The organism is Achromobacter sp. UBA5777 (genome assembly GCF_002418565.1).
Taxonomy (GTDB): Bacteria; Pseudomonadota; Gammaproteobacteria; order Burkholderiales; family Burkholderiaceae_B; genus Achromobacter; species Achromobacter animicus.
In genome coordinates this window covers 22,183-41,229 of sequence record NZ_DIEJ01000198.1, presented here as the reverse complement: position 1 = coordinate 41,229, position 19,047 = coordinate 22,183, and the positions used below count along the sequence as shown (strand labels likewise).

At 65.7% G+C, this 19,047-nt stretch carries 14 protein-coding genes and 1 pseudogene; 8 read left to right on the top strand and 7 right to left on the bottom strand.

Features of this window, described 5'->3' with window-relative positions; all coding sequences use genetic code 11:
- Nucleotides 1-96: 96 nt before the first annotated feature.
- The 3 genes and pseudogenes from B3446_RS16565 to B3446_RS16555 all read left to right on the top strand — a co-directional run bounded on the left by B3446_RS16565 (nt 97) and on the right by B3446_RS16555 (nt 3,949).
- Nucleotides 97-1,247, top strand: a pseudogene (locus B3446_RS16565) (aminotransferase class III-fold pyridoxal phosphate-dependent enzyme).
- Nucleotides 1,248-1,503: 256 nt separating this feature from the next.
- Nucleotides 1,504-2,973 (top strand): NAD-dependent succinate-semialdehyde dehydrogenase, encoded by a 1,470-nt coding sequence (locus B3446_RS16560; protein ID WP_191575806.1) that lies wholly within the window; start codon nt 1,504-1,506, stop codon nt 2,971-2,973.
- A 121-nt stretch (nt 2,974-3,094) separates the two neighbouring features.
- Entirely contained in the window at nt 3,095-3,949 is an 855-nt protein-coding gene (locus tag B3446_RS16555; protein WP_191575807.1) for an inositol monophosphatase family protein, read from the top strand.
- A gap of 161 nt (nt 3,950-4,110) precedes the next feature.
- Here B3446_RS16555 and B3446_RS16550 read toward each other — a convergent pair whose 3' ends face one another.
- The 7 genes from B3446_RS16550 to B3446_RS16520 all read right to left on the bottom strand — a co-directional run bounded on the left by B3446_RS16550 (nt 4,111) and on the right by B3446_RS16520 (nt 13,769).
- Nucleotides 4,111-4,929, bottom strand: a complete 819-nt coding sequence (locus B3446_RS16550; RefSeq protein WP_291383453.1) for an NAD-dependent protein deacetylase — start codon at nt 4,927-4,929, stop codon at nt 4,111-4,113.
- Between the two features lie 57 nt (nt 4,930-4,986).
- On the bottom strand, nt 4,987-5,934 hold the full coding sequence (epsC, locus tag B3446_RS16545) for a serine O-acetyltransferase EpsC (RefSeq protein ID WP_291383451.1): 948 nt from the start codon (nt 5,932-5,934) through the stop codon (nt 4,987-4,989).
- Between the two features lie 182 nt (nt 5,935-6,116).
- Nucleotides 6,117-7,193: a UDP-glucose 4-epimerase GalE gene (gene galE, locus B3446_RS16540; RefSeq protein ID WP_191575810.1), complete on the bottom strand. Its 1,077-nt coding sequence runs from the start codon at nt 7,191-7,193 to the stop codon at nt 6,117-6,119.
- 12 nt (nt 7,194-7,205) lie between these two features.
- Nucleotides 7,206-8,873 (bottom strand): glucose-6-phosphate isomerase, encoded by a 1,668-nt coding sequence (gene pgi, locus B3446_RS16535; protein WP_313492430.1) that lies wholly within the window; start codon nt 8,871-8,873, stop codon nt 7,206-7,208.
- A 13-nt stretch (nt 8,874-8,886) separates the two neighbouring features.
- Nucleotides 8,887-10,284 (bottom strand): phosphomannomutase/phosphoglucomutase, encoded by a 1,398-nt coding sequence (locus tag B3446_RS16530; protein WP_175126157.1) that lies wholly within the window; start codon nt 10,282-10,284, stop codon nt 8,887-8,889.
- A gap of 21 nt (nt 10,285-10,305) precedes the next feature.
- Nucleotides 10,306-12,567, bottom strand: coding sequence for a GNVR domain-containing protein (locus B3446_RS16525; RefSeq protein ID WP_291383446.1), 2,262 nt, complete (start codon nt 12,565-12,567; stop codon nt 10,306-10,308).
- Between the two features lie 65 nt (nt 12,568-12,632).
- On the bottom strand, nt 12,633-13,769 hold the full coding sequence (locus B3446_RS16520; RefSeq protein ID WP_175126159.1) for a polysaccharide biosynthesis/export family protein: 1,137 nt from the start codon (nt 13,767-13,769) through the stop codon (nt 12,633-12,635).
- A 240-nt stretch (nt 13,770-14,009) separates the two neighbouring features.
- Between B3446_RS16520 and B3446_RS16515 the strand changes: the two genes are divergently transcribed.
- The 5 genes from B3446_RS16515 to gmd all read left to right on the top strand — a co-directional run bounded on the left by B3446_RS16515 (nt 14,010) and on the right by gmd (nt 19,042).
- Nucleotides 14,010-15,419, top strand: coding sequence for an undecaprenyl-phosphate glucose phosphotransferase (locus tag B3446_RS16515; protein WP_175183995.1), 1,410 nt, complete (start codon nt 14,010-14,012; stop codon nt 15,417-15,419).
- 46 nt (nt 15,420-15,465) lie between these two features.
- Entirely contained in the window at nt 15,466-15,918 is a 453-nt protein-coding gene (locus B3446_RS16510; protein ID WP_191575894.1) for a GDP-mannose mannosyl hydrolase, read from the top strand.
- 5 nt (nt 15,919-15,923) lie between these two features.
- Nucleotides 15,924-17,354, top strand: coding sequence for a mannose-1-phosphate guanylyltransferase/mannose-6-phosphate isomerase (locus B3446_RS16505; RefSeq protein WP_191575814.1), 1,431 nt, complete (start codon nt 15,924-15,926; stop codon nt 17,352-17,354).
- A gap of 205 nt (nt 17,355-17,559) precedes the next feature.
- Nucleotides 17,560-17,922 (top strand): VanZ family protein, encoded by a 363-nt coding sequence (locus B3446_RS16500; RefSeq protein ID WP_175138037.1) that lies wholly within the window; start codon nt 17,560-17,562, stop codon nt 17,920-17,922.
- 10 nt (nt 17,923-17,932) lie between these two features.
- On the top strand, nt 17,933-19,042 hold the full coding sequence (gmd, locus tag B3446_RS16495) for a GDP-mannose 4,6-dehydratase (protein ID WP_175126163.1): 1,110 nt from the start codon (nt 17,933-17,935) through the stop codon (nt 19,040-19,042).
- Nucleotides 19,043-19,047 lie beyond the last annotated feature (5 nt).

Below are 19,047 nucleotides of genomic sequence, written 5' to 3'. Positions count from 1 at the left end.
TTGGTTCTACCTGATTTATCAAAGTGGTTCCCACAAGTGGGGCCATCGTAGCATTAAATAAGTGCTTTACCGCCCATCACTCTCATCGAGACCGAGATGAAGAATCAGGATCTGAATACCCGCCGTTCCCTGGCCACGCCGCGCGGCGTCGGCGTCATGTGCGACTTCTACGCCGTGCGCGCGGAAAACGCCACGCTGTGGGATGCCGAAGGCAAGGAATACATCGACTTCGCAGGCGGCATCGCCGTCCTGAACACGGGCCACCTGCACCCGAAGGTCAAGGCCGCGGTCGCCGCGCAACTGGACAACTTCACGCACACGGCTTATCAGATCGTGCCGTACGAAGGCTACATCTCGCTGGCCGAGCGCATCAACCGTCTCGCCCCCATCGACGGCCTGAAGAAGACCGCCTTCTTCACGACCGGCGTTGAAGCCGTCGAGAACGCCGTGAAGATCGCGCGTTCGTCCACCGGCCGCTCGGGCGTCATCGCCTTCTCCGGTTCTTTCCATGGCCGCACGATGCTGGGCATGGCGCTGACCGGCAAGGTCGCTCCCTACAAGCTGTCGTTCGGCCCCATGCCGGGCGATATCTATCACGTGCCGTTCCCCAACGCCACGCAGTCCATCAGCGTGGCCGATTCGCTCAAGGCGCTGGACCTGCTGTTCAAGGTCGACATCGATCCGAAGCGCGTCGCGGCCATCATCATCGAGCCGGTGCAAGGTGAAGGCGGCTTCAACATCACGCCGCCCGAACTGATGACCGCGCTGCGCAAGGTTTGCGACGAGCACGGCATCCTGCTGATCGCCGACGANNCATCGTCGGCCGCGCCGACGTCATGGACGGCCCTGCCGCGGGCGGCCTGGGCGGCACGTACGCCGGCAATCCGCTGGCGGTGGCCGCAGCGCATGCGGTGCTGGACGTCATCGCTGAAGAAAAGCTGTGCGAACGCGCCGCCCAACTGGGCGAGAAGCTGCGCGCGCATCTGGAAGGCCTGCGCGCCAAGGTGCCGGGGATCGCCGACGTACGCGGCCTGGGCTCGATGGTCGCGCTGGAACTGAACGACGCGGCCGGCAAGCCCGACGCCGAAGCGGTCAAGCGCGTGCAGCAGCGCGCGCTCGACGCCGGCCTGATTTTGCTAAGCTGCGGTGTATACGGAAACGTCCTGCGCTTCCTGTATCCCTTGACCATTCCCGACGCCCAGTTCGCACGCGCGCTGGACATCCTGTCCGAGGCGCTTGCCGCTTGAGGCAAAGGCCCTGAATAACCGGTTATTCGGCTGGGAACAACGATTGCGGGCGTAGCAGGCAGGGGGCTTGNNGGGGGGGGGGGAACCCCCCCCCCCCCCCCCCCCCACCCATTTCACTTGGGCGGGGGGCGGCGCGGCCCCCCCGCTAGGCCCGCCGTGCCGGTGGTGGGGGGGGGGGGGGTTTAAAAAAAACCCCCCCCCCCCCGCCACGCCCGCAATCGCTTGGCCCGCCGCACCCATCAAGGAGACTTCCAACATGACAGCACTGTCCCATCCCCTCGCCCGTCCCGACCTGCTGCGCGACGCCTGCTACATCGACGGCAAGTGGGTCGGCGCCGGCGAAGGCGCATCGATCCCCGTCGACAATCCGTCCACCGGCAAGACCATCGTGTCGGTGCCCAAGCTGGGCCGCAAGGAAACCGAACAGGCCATCGCCAGCGCCCAGGCCGCGCTGCCCGCGTGGGCCGCCAAGACGGGCAAGGAACGCGCCGCGATCCTGCTGAAGTGGGCGCAGTTGATGATGCAGCACCAGAAAGACCTGGCCGCCATCATGACGTCCGAACAGGGCAAGCCGGTCACCGAAGCCGCGGGCGAAATCGCCTACGCCGCGTCGTTCCTGGAATGGTTCGCCGAAGAAGCCAAGCGCATCGACGGCGACATCCTGCAAAGCCCCAAGGCCGGCCAACGCCTGCTGGCGCTCAAGCAGCCCATCGGCGTCACCGCTGCGATCACGCCGTGGAACTTCCCCGCCGCCATGATCACCCGCAAGGTCGGCCCCGCGCTGGCCGCCGGCTGCACCATGGTCGTCAAGCCCGCCCAGCAGACGCCGCTGACCGCGCTGGCGCTGGCCGTGCTGGCCGAAGAAGCCGGCGTGCCGGCAGGCGTGTTCCACGTCATCACGGGCAGCTCGCGCGACATCGGCGCGGCCCTGTGCGAAAGCGACGTGGTGCGCAAGCTGAGCTTCACCGGTTCCACCGAAGTCGGCCGCACGCTGATGGAGCAATGCGCGCCCACCATCAAGAAGCTGTCGCTCGAACTGGGCGGCAACGCGCCCTTCATCGTGTTCGACGACGCCGACCTGGACCGCGCGGTCGACGGCATCCTGGCTTCGAAGTACCGCAACGCCGGCCAGACCTGCGTGTGCGCCAACCGCATCTACGTGCAGGCCGGCGTGTACGAGGAAGTGGCCAAGCGCCTGGTCGACAAGGTCAACGCCATGAAGGTCGGCGACGGCTTTGAAGACGGCGTGACGCAAGGTCCGCTGATCGACAAGAACGCCATTGAAAAGGTGCAGGAGCACATCGCCGACGCGACGGCCAACGGCGCCAAGGTCATTGCCGGGGGCAAGCCCCACGCGAAGGGCGGCACGTTCTTCGAACCGACCGTCGTGCGCGACGTGACGCAATCGATGCGCTTTGCCAGCGAGGAAACCTTCGGCCCCGTCGCGCCGCTGTTCCGCTTTGAATCCGAAGACGAAGTCATCGGCATGGCCAACGACACCATCTTCGGCCTGGCCGCCTACTTCTTCACGCGCGACTACGCCCGCATCTGGCGCGTGTCCGAAGCGCTGGAATACGGCATCGTCGGCATCAACACCGGCCTCATCTCCAACGAAGTCGGCCCGTTCGGCGGCGTCAAGCAATCCGGCCTGGGCCGCGAAGGCTCCAAGTACGGCATCGAAGAGTACCTGGAGATCAAGTACCTCTGCGTCGACCTCGGCGCATGAAGTCCGGCGCGCGCGGCGTCCTGCCGCGCGCGCCTGTCGTCCGCGTGGCCGATGTATGCGCCACGTTCACTCGGATACCATCCAGGCATGTTAGATTTGCGCGTTCCCTGGACGAGTCCGTATGAGCAGAACTTTCACCCTTGAGGACACCCGCAAGCTGGCGGCCATCCTGGCGGAAACCGCGCAGACCGAGGTCATGCCCCGGTTTCGCAACCTGCCGGAAGGGGCCGTTCGCGGCAAGACCTCGCCGCGCGATCTGGTCACCGACGCCGACGAAGCCGCCGAACGCCTCATCGCCGCGCGCCTGTCCAAGCTGCATCCGGGCGCCGTGCTGATCGGCGAGGAAGCCTCTGCGCGCAATCCCGCCCTCTTGAACATGCTGGTCGACGCCGACCTCGCCTTTCTGATCGATCCCATCGACGGCACGCGCAATTACGTCGCGGGTCTGCCGCTGTTCGGCATGATGATCGCGGCCTGCCATCGCGGCGACGTGATTGCCGGCGTGATCTACGACCCGGTCAGCCGCGACAGCGCGCTGGCCGTGCGCGGCGAAGGCGCCTGGCTCGAATTCGAAAACGGCAAGCGGCTGCCGCTATCCGTCGCCAGCCCCGCGCCCCCCGAGGACATGGACGGCCTGATTTCCACCGGCGCCCTGCCCGAGCCGCTGCGCACGACCGTCAACAGCAACCTGTCGCGCCTGGGCAGCACGGCCTCGCTGCGCTGCGCCGCGCATGAATACCGCATGATCGCCGCCGGCCATTGCCATGTGGCGCTGTACAACCAGTTGACGGCGTGGGATCACGCTGCCGGCTGGTTGCTGCATCGGGAAGCCGGCGGGTATGCGGCGCATTTCGACGGCTCACCCTACAAGCCCACGCATCGCACGGGTGGCTTGCTCTACGCGCCCGACGCGGGAAGCTGGCACGCGGCGCGCAAGGCGCTGCTGGGGGACGCATCGGAAGGCATTGAGACTTGACAACAGCGGCCGGGACCACCCCAAAAAACTGGGGTTATCCCTAGGAGTTATCCCCAGTTCCTGTGGACAACCCTATGGAAAGGTCTGTAACCGGCCGAAAAAATCGTTGCCGGGCAAGCACTTGCTTAGACCGGTCAAAAACCGGCCGACCCCGCTTCTTTCTAAAGCGCTTCCAGCGCCAGCCCGATGGGTTGTTCCACTTTCAGGGTCAACAGGCTGTCTGCGCGGGTGCGTCCCAGGTTGATGGCGGCGATGGGTAGGCCGGCTCGCGAGGCTGCCGTCACGAAGCGATAGCCGGAATACACCATCAGGGACGAGCCCACCACCAGCACGGCGTCGGCGCTCTCAAGGCCGGCATTGGCCCGCTCCACGCGCTCGCGCGGCACGGTCTCGCCGAAGAAGACCACGTCGGGCTTGACGATGCCGCCGCAGCGCGGACACGGCGGTACCGTGAACCGCGAAAAATCGTAGCCATCCAGATCCGCGTCGCCGTCAGGCGCGTCGGTGGCTTCAAGCTGCACCCAATCCGGATTCAGCGTGTGAAGTTTTTCCTGCCAGTCGTGGCGCCCGCCGCGCCAGTCGCAGTTCATGCACCGCACCGCATCCAGCCGTCCGTGCAAGTCCACGACGTCGCGGCTGCCCGCGGCCTCGTGCAGGCCGTCCACGTTCTGCGTCACCAGAATGGCGACGTGACCGCGATCCTGCAGGCGCGCCAGCGCAAGATGGGACGCGTTCGGCTTGACGTGCCCAAAGCGGCGCCAGCCCACCATGCTGCGCGCCCAGTATCGCGCCCGCGAAAGCTCGGCGCCCATGAACGTTTGCAGCGTCATGGGCGGCTGGCGTTTCCATTCGCCTTCGGTGTCGCGGTAGTCGGGGATGCCGGAATCGGTGCTGACCCCGGCCCCGGTCAGGACGAAGAGCCGCGGATGGCGGTCGACAAAGCCGCGCAGCGCGGCCAGCTCCGGAAGTGCAGTATCCAATCCTCGCTCCTTTCGTCCCGCCACTGTGCGGCGATCACGCCCCGTAGCCCGCAGCGTTCAACCGCCCAGCCCGCAATCGGGCATGTCGCTCACCAGGCTGGCCTGCGTCACGTTGCTGCCGGGCGGCACGCTGCGCGTGAGCCAGACGTTGCCGCCGATGGTCGAGCCCCTGCCGATGGTGACGCGACCCAGGATCGTGGCGCCGGCGTAGATCACGACATCGTCCTCGATCAGGGGATGGCGCGCCAAGCCCTTCTTGAGTTCACCGTTTTCGCCGGGCGGGAAGCGCTTGGCGCCCAGCGTGACCATCTGGTAGAGCCGCACGCGGTCGCCGATGATGGCCGTTTCGCCGATCACGACGCCCGTGCCGTGGTCAATGAAAAAGCTGCGGCCGATGGTCGCGCCCGGGTGAATGTCGATGCCGGTGTCGGCATGGGCGATCTCGGCCACGATGCGCGCCAGCATCGGCACGCCCAGCCGGTACAGCACGTTGGCGAGGCGGTGATGGATCATGGCCGCGACACCCGGATAGCACAGCAGAACCTCGTCCACGTTGTGCGCCGCCGGGTCGCCCTGGTAGGCCGCCATCACGTCCAGATCGAGCGCGGCGCGCACGGCCGGCAGCTCGGCGCCGAAACGGCGCACGATCTCGGTGGCGCGCTGCTGCGTATCCGCCTGCTGGGCCGGATCATGCCGGCCTTCGTATTGCAGTTCCAGACAGACCTGATGCAAGAGCGCATCGAGCGCGGCGCCGATGGTGTGGCCGACATAGAAGTCTTCGACCTCTTCGCGCAAATCGATGGGCCCCAGGCGCATGGGGAACAAGGCGCCGCAGAGATCCTTGATGATTTGGCGCAGGCTTTCCTGCGAAGGGAACTCGCGCAGGCCGGCGTCGTCGCGCAGGCGACCGCGCGGACCGCGCCACGCAACGCGCGCCTCGCGCAGTCCGGACACGATGCCGTCCAGGTTCCAGTGCGCCGTGGGGAAATAGCTGGGGCCGCTCATTGCCGGACTCCGGACAGGGAGCCGGCGCGTGCGGCAGAAGGATGGATAACGAACATGGGTTTGCCTCGCTGACGATGCGAAGCCCCCCGCGCAATGCGCCGGGGAATGCTGCTTCGCAATAATTCCGTCAACTGTAACCGCTCCGGCGCATGCGCCGGAAGTCCTCCGACACGGCGTTGGGGTTATGCCGCGGCCGATTCCGAGACCGGGACCAACCCCGGCTCCATCTCATACCCTTGCGGGTTGCCCTGCTGCCAGCGCCAGCCGTCCGCGCACATGGCTTCCACATCGTGCGTGCTGCGCCAGCCCAGCAGCGTTGCCGCCAGATCGGGGTTGGCCCACATGCGCTCGACGTCGCCCGCGCGCCGCGGCAGGATGCGCAGCGGGATCTTGCAGCCGTTGACCCGTTCGAACGCGCGCACCAGTTCCATGACGCTGGTGCCCTGCCCCGTGCCCAGGTTGACCGCCACGAAGCCGGGATGGCTGTCCGCATAGGTCAGCGCCTGCACGTGGCCGCGCGCCAGATCCATGACGTGCAGATAGTCGCGCACGCCGGTGCCGTCCGGCGTGTCGTAGTCGTCGCCGAAGACCCGCAGAAACGGTTGGCGCCCCACCGCCACCTGCGTGATGAACGGAAAAAGGTTGTTGGGCAGGTCGCGCGGACTCTCTCCGATCAGTCCGCTGGGATGCGCACCGATCGGATTGAAGTAGCGCAGCGTGACGGCGCTGAATGCGGGATCCGCCACGCACACGTCCCGCAGCATCTCCTCGACCATCAGCTTGGTGCGGCCGTACGGATTGGCCGGCGCCAGCGGATGGGCCTCGGTAAACGGCAGATACTGCGGCTCGCCATACACCGTTGCCGACGAACTGAAGACCAGCCGCGACACGCCCGTCTCGCGCATGGCGCGCAACAGGACAAGCGACCCCTGCACGTTGTTGTCGTAGTACTTGAGCGGGTCAGCCACCGATTCACCCACGGCCTTGCAGCCGGCCAGATGCAGCACGGACTGCACGGGCGAGCCCCGCGCCGCCGCATCCGCCAGCACGGCCGCGACCAGGCCGCGGGAGCGGATATCGCCTTCGATCAGCGGTATCGGCGCACCGCAAAGCTGTTCAACCCGGCGAACAGCCTCTCGGCTGCCGTTGCTGAGGTTGTCCAGCACGATCGGCCGCAGGCCGGCGGCGATCATCGCCACCAGCGTATGCGTACCGATGTAGCCGGCGCCGCCCGTCACCAACACTTGCGTGTCCGGCATGTCCATGCTCCGTCAGAGGTGGGCCGTCATGCCCGGCACCCACGCATGGCGGGGACGCGGGGCCTGCGCATGGCTGCGGTAGCGGTCGATCCAGTACGACGTGGAAGCGTCATGCCCCCAGTCGACCACGCCCGCCGACACCGGCACCGCCAGTTCGCGCTCGATGCCGCTGGCCAGCCGCTTGCCCAGTTCCACGCCGTATTGGTCGAAGGGGTTGATGCCCCAGACCACGCTCTGCACGAACACCTTGTGCTCGTACAGGGCCAGAAGCGCGCCCAGACCGCGCGGATCGAGCTGACGCAGCACGATCAGCGTCGACGGCCGTCCGCCCGGATGCACCATGTGCTGCGCCAACGACAGCGCACGCTCCTGGTTGTCGATGTGAGCGACGTCCAGCAGCGCCTGCTCCAGGCTCTTGCCGCGCATCAGCGCCTGGCGCTGCGCCAGGCAGTTGGCCAGCAGCATGCGATGCGCATCGGGGCTGTCCGCGTGCCCTTGCAGGCTGGCGATGAAGTCCACCGGCGCGCCTTCCTCGCTTTGATGCAGCCACTGGAAGAAGGTGTGCTGGCCGTCCGTGCCCGGCATGCCCCAGATGATGGGCGCCGTCGGCACGCCGACCGCGGCGCCGTCGCCAGCGACCCGCTTACCCAGCGATTCCATTTCGAGCTGCTGCAGATAGGTCACCAGGTGCAGCAGGCGCCCGCTATAGGCCGCCACATTCAGCGAGTTGAATCCCAGCACGCTGCAATTGACCAGGCCGGCCAGCGCCAGTTGCACCGGCGCGTTGGACGCAAACGGCGTCTGCAGGAAATGCTGGTCCATGGCTTCCGCACCCGCGCGCATCCCGATCAGCACGTCCAAGCCCACCGTCAGCGCGATCGACAGGCCGGCCACCGACCAGACGGAATAGCGTCCGCCCACCCAGTCGCACATCTTGAAGACCTGGCTGGACGGCACGCCCAGTGCGCGCGCGGCCGGCGCATTGGCGGTCACGGCCGCCAGATGGTCGGACACGTCGGCCACGCCGCCCTGCTTGAGCCAGGCGATGGCGGCGCGAGCGTTGTGCAGCGTTTCCGACGTGGTGAAGGATTTGGAAGAAATGACGACCAGCGTGCGGCGCGGGTCCAGCCCGGCCACGGCGTCATGGAAGGCGTGGCCGCAAATGTTGGACACGAAGCGGATCTGCCGGCGCTGCTGCGGTCCGCCGAATGCCTGCACAGCCAGGCGCGGACCCCAGTCGCTGCCGCCGATGCCGATGTGCAGGACGGTGGAGAAGTCCGCCGTCTGGTCCACGCGCCGCACGAAGTCGGTCATGCGCGAATACTCGCAGACGGAATCCGCGTCCTGCCCTTCCGGCTGCTCGCGGGTGCGCCCGGCGCGCAGCGCGGTATGCCATGCCGCCCGGTTTTCAGTCCAGTTGACCGGTTCCCCGGAAAACAGCGCGCGGCGCGCCTCTTCCAGTCCGCGCGCCTGCAGCAGCGCCTGTCCCGCGCCGTCCAGCGACGCCGACTGGCGTTGCATGGTCAAGTCCACGCACAATCCTGCCGCTTCGATCACCTTGAGCGCACTGGCGTCCAGTTCAGCGTTTTGCGCAGCCTGCGCGAAAGCCACCCACTCCGGGCTGTTTGCCAGTCCGGAGTCTGCCCTTAACGCCTCAATCGCCTGTTGAGCCTTTCCCATCGCGTGATGCTCCTTAGAACGGTAAACGAATGTGAGGTGCAATGCGCCTGAACGCCTTGCGAAAGTCCTCCTCGATACGAGCCAGCGCGGCCACGTTGTCTCCTTCGAACCGGAGTACCACCGTCGGTGTGGTGTTGGACGGTCGCGCAAGGCCGAAGCCATCCGCGTAGTCCACACGGATCCCGTCGAGCTCGTTGATGGACACTGCGCCGGGGAATTCCCCTTGATCGCGCAGCGCCTGCACCAGCTCGACGCCTTCCGTGGTCTCCAGTTTCAATTCGGGGGTGGCGCAGGACTGGGGCAAGCTTTCCAGCAAAGCCGAGGGGTCCGGCGCCGACGAGAGGATCTCCAGCAGGCGGGCGGCGGCGTAGATGCCGTCGTCAAAGCCGTACCAGCGCTCCTTGAAGAAAATGTGGCCGCTCATCTCCCCAGCAAGTAGCGCTCCCGACTCGCGCATCTTGGCTTTGATAAGGGAATGCCCTGTCTTCCACATGGTCGCCTTGCCGCCCGCCTCGGTGATGGCGCGGGCCACATGGCGGCTGCATTTGACGTCGTAGATGATCTCGGCGCCCGGGTTGCGCGCCAGCACGTCGCGGGCGAACAGGATCAGCTGACGGTCCGGCCAGATGATCTGTCCCGATTTTGTGACGACGCCCAGCCGGTCGCCGTCGCCGTCGAACGCCAGTCCGACCTCGCAGTCCGAATAGCGCAGGCAGTAGATAAGGTCCTGCAGATTGTGGGGATCGGCCGGATCGGGGTGATGCCCCGGGAAGGAACCATCCACCTCGCAGAACAGTTCCGTCACCTCGCAGCCCAGCGCCCGGAAGAGCGCCGGCGCCACCGCACCCGCAACCCCGCTGCCGCAGTCGATGGCGATCTTCATGGGCCGCGCCATGCGGATGTCGCCCACGAGACGCGCCGCGTAGCAGGGCGTAATCTGCATCTGGGTGCGGCCGCCGGGCGTGGGCGCAGAGTCGATCGGCTGGCGCATCGCGTCGCGCAGCGCGGTCAGGCCGTCGCCGTACAGCGAGCCGCCCTCCATCACGATCTTGAAGCCGTTGTGCGTGGGCGGGTTGTGGCTGCCCGTCACCGCGATGCCGGTCCCGGTGTCCATCAACCGGGCCGTGAAGTACACCATGGGCGTGGTTGCCATGCCGATGTCGATCACGTGCATGCCGGCCGAGCGCAGCCCGGCTTGCAGCGCCGCGGACAGCTCGACGCTGCTCAGCCTGCCGTCGCGTCCCACCACGATCGATCGCACCCCCTGTGCGTGCGCTTTGGCGCCCACCGCCATCCCGAGGCTGTGGGCAAACCTGGCATCCAACTCGTCCGGGACCGTTCCCCGTATGTCATAGGCCTTGAAAACCGCATCCAGAATTTGCGGCGTGTCCCAGCCAAAAGTTCCGTGCATGCCAGTTTCTCCGTGTGGCGTTCACTTGGGACCGTTTTGTTTGAAATCACCGTAGTACGCCGCACGGGAGTAGCGATAACCACCGTACTTGGACCGGAATCCGAAACGTTCCGGCAGCAGCTTGAGACCGTTGAAGACCACGCCATCGACCGGCGCGCCCGCCTGGATCAGGCGCTTGGCCGTTTCGCGGATCTCGCCGACCGTATTCATGCCCGACCGCACCACCACCATGACTGCCGCGGCATGCGTACCGACCACGGCGGCATCCGGCGACGACAGCACGGGCGCCGTGTCCAGAATCACCATGTCGTACTGCGTGGCCAGCTCCCGCAGGGTCTCGCCGAACACCGGCGAGGCCAGCAGCTCCGACGGATCGAACGTGACGGCGCCCGTGGCGATGAAGTCCACGCCTTCGGACACGCTGTGCTTGCGGACGCGGCTGAGCGGGATCGTGCCGGTCAGCACTTCGAACAGACCATCTTCCTTCGGCACGCCGAAATAGCGGTTGAGCTGGCCCTTGCGGAAGTCAGCATCGATCAGCAGCACGCGCTTGCCGACGCCGCCCTGGATGAAGGCAAAGTTTGCAGACAGGAAGGATTTGCCCACACCCGCCACCGGACCGGTGAACATGACCATGTTGTTCGCGGACTGGCGCAGCGAAGCCTGCAGCACGTTGCGGAAGGATCGCAAACTCTCGATCGGTGGCGAGTTGCCCTGGCTCTGCGCCAGAAGCGCAGGCACGGTGGCGTTCTTGCGCCGGCTGCGGCGCCACAGCTTGTCCTGCACGTCGCTGTACGGAATGGCGGCCAGCACCGGCAGGCCGGTATGGCGCTCGACGTCTTCCGGCTCCGACAGGCCGCCGAACAAGGCGTTGCGCACGAACGCGCACAGCATGGCGAAGATCAGGCCGGCTGCCGTAGCCACGCCGATGATGATCGCGCCCTTCGGACGCACGGGCTTGTCAGGCTGCACGGCGGCATCCAGGATGCGCACGTTGCCCACCTTGCCGGCGCGGATCAGCTTGAGCTGCTGCGTGTTGTTCAGGAGCGCCGTGTAGAGCTCGGTGTTGACGCGCACGTCGCGCACCAGGCGCACCACGTCCTGTTCGAGATCCGGCAGTTGCTTGATGTTGTTGCCCAGCCGGTTGACGTCGCCCGTCAGCGATGCGATCTGACGGTCGATGCCCACGATGCTCGGGTGCGTCGGCGCAAAGCGCGTGATCAGTTCCTGGCGCTTCTGGCGCAGTTCCATCACGCGGGTCTGAGCATCGACCGATTGCCCGAGGATCAGCTTCGCTTCTTCGCTCAGGTCGATGGTGCCGCGCTTGTTGCGCAGCTGGTTGTACTTGGTTTCCGCCGCGTCAAGCTCGGCCTTCAATTGCGGCAGCTGCTGCTCCAGGAACACCAGCGACTTCTCGGCCTGCGCGGACTTGCGGTTCACGTTCTGCTGCACGTATTCCTGGCCGATCTGGTTCAGCACCGCGGTGGTCAGCGCCGGATCGTTGCCCTCCAGCGTGACGCCGATCACACCCGACGTGCGGCCGCGCTCAAAGATGCCCATGCGCGATTGCACATTCTCGATGGCCGCCAGGCGCGAGCTGCGCGACACCGTGAACTCGGTGCCGGGACGGCCCGACAGTGCGTCGACATGCACGTCCATGGCGCCGCCACCCGGCAGCAGGAAACGCTCGGGCTTGCCCACCGTGCCGGTGAACGTGGCGCCGGTCAGCTTGTCGCTGAGCGTGTAGCGGCCCTCGCCCAGCGTGGTCAGCCGGAACGGCTTGCCCAGCCACTCGTTGGGCACGTCCAGTTGCGAGATCGCAATGGACTCGCCGCCCCACGCATACCCCCCGCGCGGCAGGCTGGACGGATACGGCAGGCTTTCGTAGCGCTGCGCCAGCCACTCGCCCACCACGGGGAAGTAGCGCGGCTTCGCATGGATGTAGAGCAGGAACTTGTCGACGGCGGGACCGACGACCATGCGCGAGCGCAGCACTTCCATTTCGCCCGACGTTTCCGCCTTGGTGTCGAACATCGACGAGACATCGCCCAGCAGGCTGCGCGCCTGGCCGTTCGGCAGCTCCTCCTCCACCTGCACGATGATGTCAGCCGAATAGACCGACGGCGTCACCATCACATAGGCGAGCGCGCCGAGAAACGCGAACATGGTGATCGCAAGGATCATCCAGCGGTTGGAAAAAATGGCGTCCACGTGGGACGACAACGGGGTTTCCTGCTGACGGGCCGGTACTGACGGCTCGAACGATTCGATGGGCAACGACATGCAGCTCTCCAGGAGAGGGCGCCGCCGCGGTTGCGGCGCCCCCAAAGGCGGGGTTTTGAGGCGGACTAATCGATGGACCTGACGGTCTGTACGGTCTGCGCGCTCGGGAAGAGGTTGCTGATGAAGCGGTTCCACCGCACCAGGCCCGCCGAATCCACGAACACGACATCCTTGGGTTGCAATTCAAACTTGGCGCCCACCGCCAGCGCCTGCGGCGATGCGGCGTTCAGGTGATACACCAAAGGCTTTGCCTCCTCCGTGGCGCGCACGACGAAAATCTGCGAGGTGTCGGCCGTGATCTGGTTGGGCCCGCCAGCAAGACCCAATGCCTCGGTCAGCGACAAGCGTCCATCACGCATGACGGAAGCCCCGGGGATGAACACCTCACCCATCACGAACACCTTGCTATCCTCGCGCGGCGTGACTCTCACGATGTCCCCTGCCTTGAGCATGACTTGGTTCAGGTCCTGGCCGCGCTCGATCAGCGCGGGAAGGTTCACGCGAGTACGCTTGCCATCGCGGATCACATAAACCGCACTGCGGTCTCCGGTTGGCAGGATGCCTCCGGCCCTGTTGAGCGCTTCCAACAGGGTCATGGGCACATCATTGATCGCAACCGTACCCGGCGTGGTGACCTCGCCATCGACGAAGATGCGCTTGCTGCGGAATCCCAGAACGCGAACGGTGATCTGCGGGTCCTGTATGTACTTGCCCGAACTATTGACTATGAGATTGCGCGCCTGAAGTTCAGTCAACCCCGCCACTTTCAGCAGTCCCGTATACGGAAACTGGATATATCCAGCGGATGAGACCGTATAGCCCGGAATGCCCGAGGCGGTATCCCCGATGGCTAGTTCAGTTGCCCCTGATCCGATGGCATAGGTTTGCGTCGGAAGCACGAGCTCGGGGTGATCCCACACGACGATCGAGAGGATGTCTCCCGGCCCGATGAGGTAGGGAGCCGGCTTGCCGATGAGGTGGCCGATGCCTTCGTTATCGATCAGTGCTTCACGTGCGCGCTGTTCTTCAAGAACGAGGGACGGCGTGATCTGTTTGATGACGGCCTTGGAGTTCGGGTCCAGCGGATCCGCGAGCTGATTGGCGTTGAACGTCATACCGGGTGATAGGGCGCAAGCGCCTAGCGAGGACACGAGCGCGATAGCGGCTATGGCTCGGCTCATCGTTCCGAAAAATGTAGTCATGGCGAATCCACTGTGAATGACTTCGTTGCCTGGAAAGGAGCCCGATGCGTAACGGGTTGCGACATTCCACACGCTTTTCCTAAGCCCGCACATTCGACGGATGCCCTAAGCCTTCTCCTACACCGTTTGGAGGTTTCGGGTGAGTTGCGCACTCAATAAGATTTTGTCGGTAGCCACATGCTTTGCGGCACCGCACAGTTTTTGCGTTGCGCAAGGCGTTTCCCCGAACAGGAGTGCGCGATGGACCCGTCCCAAACGGACACGTCGGCAAGGTTCAGCGGGGCAAGCTATCTGTATCGCTTGCTCGACGCCGCGATCGTCATCACCTGCGGCCTGACTGCCACCGGCTTGAAGTTCTCGGAAGATGCTTTCACGGATCCTCCGCAGATTCATTTGTTCCTGATCTATCTGTGCGGCCTGGGCGTGATCGCGCTCTTCCCGGCCTTCCGCCTGTATGTGTCGTGGCGGGGACGCCTGCTCACCGATCTGGTGGTGCGCAGCCTTGCCGCGTGGGCCACCGTGTTTGCGTTGGGCATCTTCGTCAGTTTTCTCATGCACCAGACCGGCGCGATATCCCGCTTATGGGCTGCAACCTGGTTCGGCATGACGGCGCTGGCGCTGGCCGGCGTGCGCATCGCCGTCTATGCGGCGCTGGGCGCGGCGCGCGATCGCGGCATGGACAAGAAGCGGGTGCTGCTCGTGGGCTTTGGCGCGCTGGGCCACGACATGTGGCGCCGCGTGGAAAAGTACCGCGAGGCCGGCTATCAGATATCGGGCATCTACGCCGAACCGCATGAGATCCTGCCGCCGCAGGTCCGCCGTCTGCACGACCTGGACAACCTGACCGACTTCGTTCGTGAGAACAAGGTGCGCGAGATCTGGATCGTGCTGCCGATGGAAGCCGGCCAGGAGCTGCGCGAAGTGCTCTATCACCTGCGCAACGACCTGGTGGATATCCGCTGGATTCCCGATGTGATGTCCATCCAGCTGCTGGGCCATCGCATCGGCGAGTTCCTGGGACTGCCCGCGATTCAGCTGAACAGCCTGCCCGCCGCCGGCGTGCGCGGCTGGGCCAAGGAAGCCTTCGACCGCAGCTTCGCGCTGTGCGCGCTGATCGGCCTGGCGCCCGTCATGCTGACCGTGGCCATGCTGATCAAGCTGACGTCACGCGGCCCGGTGTTCTTCACGCAGCCTCGTCTAGGCGTGGACGGCAAGGTGTTCCACGTCTACAAGTTCCGCACCATGACCGTGCACCAGGAACACGGCGTGGTCACCCAGGCCACGCGCAACGACAACCGCGTCACACGCATCGGCGGCTTCCTGCGCCGCACCAGCCTGGACGAGCTGCCGCAATTCCTGAACGTGCTGATGGGCGACATGTCGGTGGTGGGCCCGCGCCCGCACGCGCTGGAGCACAACGAAATGTACAAGGACCTGGTGCAGCGCTACATGATGCGCCACCGCGTCAAACCCGGCATCACCGGCTGGGCGCAGGTCAACGGCTTTCGCGGCCAGACCGACACGCTGCGCAAGATGAGCGACCGCGTCGAACACGACATCTATTACATCCAGCATTGGACGTTCAGGATGGACCTGCTGATCATCGCGCGCACCGCGATATCGGGATGGACGGGCCGCAATGTCTACTGAACCGTTGGGCTGGCCCGTGCGTGAAGCGCCGGCGCCGCGTGGCGGCATGCTTGGCCGCTCGGACTTCCGCCAGGCCGTGGAAATGCTGCCCCTGGTGTCGATCGATCTCCTGCTGCGCGATGGCGCCGGCAACTATCTGACCGGGCTGCGGGCCAATCCGCCCGCCCAGGGCGCGTGGTTCGTGCCGGGTGGCCGGATCCGCAAGAACGAGTCGCTGCGCCACGCGCTGCGCCGCATCGTCCACGACGAGCTGGGCCTGTCGTTGCCCGATCTCGTGTGGACGCCGCGCGGCGTGTACGAACACTTCTACGGCACCAATTTCGCGGGTGAGGCGGGACGCTCCACCCACTACGTCGTCCTCGCGTATGAGGCCGAGCTTTCGCTGGATACCGCAAGCCTTCCCCTGTCCCAGCACAGCGGCTATCGCTGGCTGCCGCGGGAAGTGATCGCCGCCGATCCCGGCGTGCATCCGTACACCCAGGCCTACTTCAAGGAGTGAGAGCCATGACCAACCCCCGTCCTCCGTACCGGGCAGTGATTCTTTGCGGCGGTTCAGGCTCGCGCCTGTGGCCGCTGTCGCGCGAACTGTTGCCGAAGCAGTTCATCCGTTTGACCGATGACCGCAGCCTTCTGCAGAACACCCTGCGGCGGCTGGACGCGGCGGGCGCGCAGGAGCGGCCCATCCTGGTCTGCAATGAGGCGCATCGCTACATCGCGGCGGAGCAGGCTGAGGAGCTGGGCATCAAGGACGTCGAGGTCATTCTGGAGCCGTTTGCGCGCAACACGGCGCCGGCCATCGCTGCCGCCACGCTGCGGGCCATGCAGGATGGGGAGGATCCCATCATGCTCATCATGCCGTCGGACCACGTGCTGGAAGACGGCGAGGTGCTCAGCGCGGCGTTTGCCCAGGCGTACGACGCGGCCCGCCAAGGCGCACTGGTGACGTTCGGCATCAAGCCGACCGCGCCGCTCAGCGGCTACGGCTACATCCAGGCGGACGAGCCCGGCGCCATGGCCCCGGCGCGCCGTGTGCGCCGGTTCGTGGAAAAGCCGTCGCCCGAGGTCGCCCAGCGCTTCATCGACGACGGCGGTTACTACTGGAACAGCGGCATGTTCGCCTTCCAGGCGTCGGTCTTCCTGGCCGAGCTGGGCCGCCTGGCGCCCAAGATCCTCGCGCAGGCGCAGTCGGCCGTGGCGACGGGGCATGGCGACAACGGTCTCTTCCATCTGGACGGCCCGGCGTTCGAGGCATGCCCCAGCGATTCGATGGACTACGCCATCATGGAGCGCACCGACAGCGCGGTGGTCATCCCGCTGGCCGCCTCTTGGAGCGACGTGGGTGCGTGGGATGCCGTATGGGGCATCGCCCAGAAGTCGGTGGAAGGCAACTCCACCACGGGCGACGTCATGGTGGAGGATTCGCGCAACTGCCTCATCCATTCGACCAGCCGGCTGGTGGCCTCGGTGGGCCTGGACGACATCGTGGTCATCGAGACGGCCGACGCGGTCCTGGTGGCGCACAAGTCGCGCTCGCAGGACGTCAAGCGCCTGGTCGAGGTCTTCAAGTCGCAGCACCGCAGCGAACTGAACCACCACCGCGAGGTCCAGCGGCCGTGGGGGTCGTACGACTCGGTCGGCCAGGGGCCGCGATACCAGGTCAAGCGCATCACCGTGAAGCCGGGCGCGCGGTTGTCGTCGCAGATGCACCACCATCGCGCCGAGCACTGGATCGTGGTGTCGGGTACGGCGCGCATCTACAACGGCGACAAGCAGTACCTGCTGACCGAGAACCAGTCGACCTACATCCCGCTGGGCGAGATCCACAGCCTGGAGAACCCGGGGAAGATTCCGCTGGAAATCATCGAGGTGCAGTCGGGCGCCTACCTTGGCGAAGACGACATCGTGCGTTTCCAGGACATCTACGGCCGTGTTTAGGGAGCCCCCACGCCGCACACGCTCCGCGCGCTTGCTGCCCCCCGAGGGGGCCGTCTTCGCCTTGGGGCGGCCCGGCGGCGAAGATAAGCCCCCACGCGGCGCACGCTCCGCGAGCTTGCTGCCCCCCGAGGGGGCCGTCTTCGCCTTGGGGCGGCCCGGCGGCGAAGAGCCTCCTCCGGAGCGGGTTCCCTTTTGGCGCCCGGGCATGGCCAAGATCTGCCTGCCCGTGGCGGCCCTCTTTTTCATCGTGCTCATCACGGTGGGCAACCTTCCCGGGCTGGCGGCGGACATGTCCGATGCCTTTGGCGACAAGCGGCTGCACCTGGCCGCCTACGCCTTCCTGACCGGGCTGATCTACGTATCGGTCAACCGGCGCCCGGCGCTGGTGGCCATGCTGGCGGTTACCGCATTGGGAGTGGTGGACGAATCCATCCAGTCCCTTTTTCCCTACCGAGAGGCTGAACTCTTAGACCTTTTGGCCGATATCTCAGCGGCTGGTGCAACAGTAATCTCTTTGCACATTGGTAACGCAGCCATCGGCTCCTTTCGTGCAGTCACTAAGTCTTAAGGACACAACCATGCCAAAACGGGCACTGATTACCGGCGTAACTGGCCAAGACGGGGCCTATCTGGCGGAGCTTCTGCTGGCCAAGGGCTATGAGGTCCACGGCATCAAGCGGCGCGCTTCGCTGTTCAACACCGCGCGGATCGACCATCTGTACCAGGACCCGCACGACCAGCCCCGCAATTTCGTCCTGCACCACGGCGACATGACGGACTCGTGCAGCCTCATCCGCATCGTCCAGTCGGTGCAGCCCGACGAGATCTACAACCTGGCCGCGCAAAGCCATGTGGGCGTCTCGTTCGAGGAACCGGAATACACGGCCAACGCCGACGGCCTGGGCACCCTGCGCCTGCTGGAAGCCATCCGCATCCTGAAGCTGGAAAACAAGTCGCGCTTCTACCAGGCGTCGACGTCCGAGCTGTACGGCCTGGTGCAGGAAACGCCGCAGAAGGAAACCACCCCCTTCTACCCGCGCAGCCCCTACGCCGCCGCCAAGCTCTACGCCTACTGGATCAGCGTGAACTACCGCGAAGCCTATGGCATGTACGCCTGCAACGGCATCCTGTTCAACCACGAATCGCCCAAGCGCGGCGAAACGTTCGTGACGCGCAAGATCACCCGCGGCCTGGCGCGCATCGTGCTGGGGCTGCAGGAATGCCTGTACCTGGGCAACCTGTCCGCCCTGCGCGACTGGGGCCACGCTCGCGACTACGTCGAAATGCAGTGGCTGATGCTGCAGCAGGACACGCCCGAAGACTACGTCATCGCGACCGGCATGCAGTACAGCGTGCGCGAGTTCATCAATACAGCCGCGCGCGAGCTGGGCATCCTGCTGGCATGGGAAGGCGAAGGCCTGGAAGAGACGGCCACGGTGCTGTTCTCGCCGGTGCATGACGTCAAGGCCGGCCAGGTCATCGTTCGCGTCGACCCGCGCTACTTCCGTCCGACCGAAGTGGAGACCCTGCTGGGCGATCCCACCAAGGCCCGCGAAAAGCTTGGCTGGTCGCCCCGCACCACGTTCGCGCAGCTCGTCAAGGAGATGGTCGAGGCGGACCTGAAGGACGCGCGGCGCGATGCGCTGGTCGAACAGAACGGCTACGAAATCTACGCCTACAAGGAGTAGCCCGC

Coding starts and splice junctions, on each gene's coding strand:
- B3446_RS16500 (WP_175138037.1), top strand. CDS start 17,560: ATGGCCAAGATCTGCCTGCCCGTGGCGGCCCTCTTTTTCATCGTGCTC.
- gmd (WP_175126163.1), top strand. CDS start 17,933: ATGCCAAAACGGGCACTGATTACCGGCGTAACTGGCCAAGACGGGGCC.
- epsC (WP_291383451.1), bottom strand. CDS start 5,934: ATGAGCGGCCCCAGCTATTTCCCCACGGCGCACTGGAACCTGGACGGC.
- B3446_RS16525 (WP_291383446.1), bottom strand. CDS start 12,567: ATGTCGTTGCCCATCGAATCGTTCGAGCCGTCAGTACCGGCCCGTCAG.
- B3446_RS16530 (WP_175126157.1), bottom strand. CDS start 10,284: ATGCACGGAACTTTTGGCTGGGACACGCCGCAAATTCTGGATGCGGTT.
- B3446_RS16510 (WP_191575894.1), top strand. CDS start 15,466: ATGCTTGGCCGCTCGGACTTCCGCCAGGCCGTGGAAATGCTGCCCCTG.
- B3446_RS16520 (WP_175126159.1), bottom strand. CDS start 13,769: ATGACTACATTTTTCGGAACGATGAGCCGAGCCATAGCCGCTATCGCG.
- pgi (WP_313492430.1), bottom strand. CDS start 8,873: ATGGGAAAGGCTCAACAGGCGATTGAGGCGTTAAGGGCAGACTCCGGA.
- B3446_RS16555 (WP_191575807.1), top strand. CDS start 3,095: ATGAGCAGAACTTTCACCCTTGAGGACACCCGCAAGCTGGCGGCCATC.
- galE (WP_191575810.1), bottom strand. CDS start 7,193: ATGCCGGACACGCAAGTGTTGGTGACGGGCGGCGCCGGCTACATCGGT.
- B3446_RS16515 (WP_175183995.1), top strand. CDS start 14,010: ATGGACCCGTCCCAAACGGACACGTCGGCAAGGTTCAGCGGGGCAAGC.
- B3446_RS16505 (WP_191575814.1), top strand. CDS start 15,924: ATGACCAACCCCCGTCCTCCGTACCGGGCAGTGATTCTTTGCGGCGGT.
- B3446_RS16560 (WP_191575806.1), top strand. CDS start 1,504: ATGACAGCACTGTCCCATCCCCTCGCCCGTCCCGACCTGCTGCGCGAC.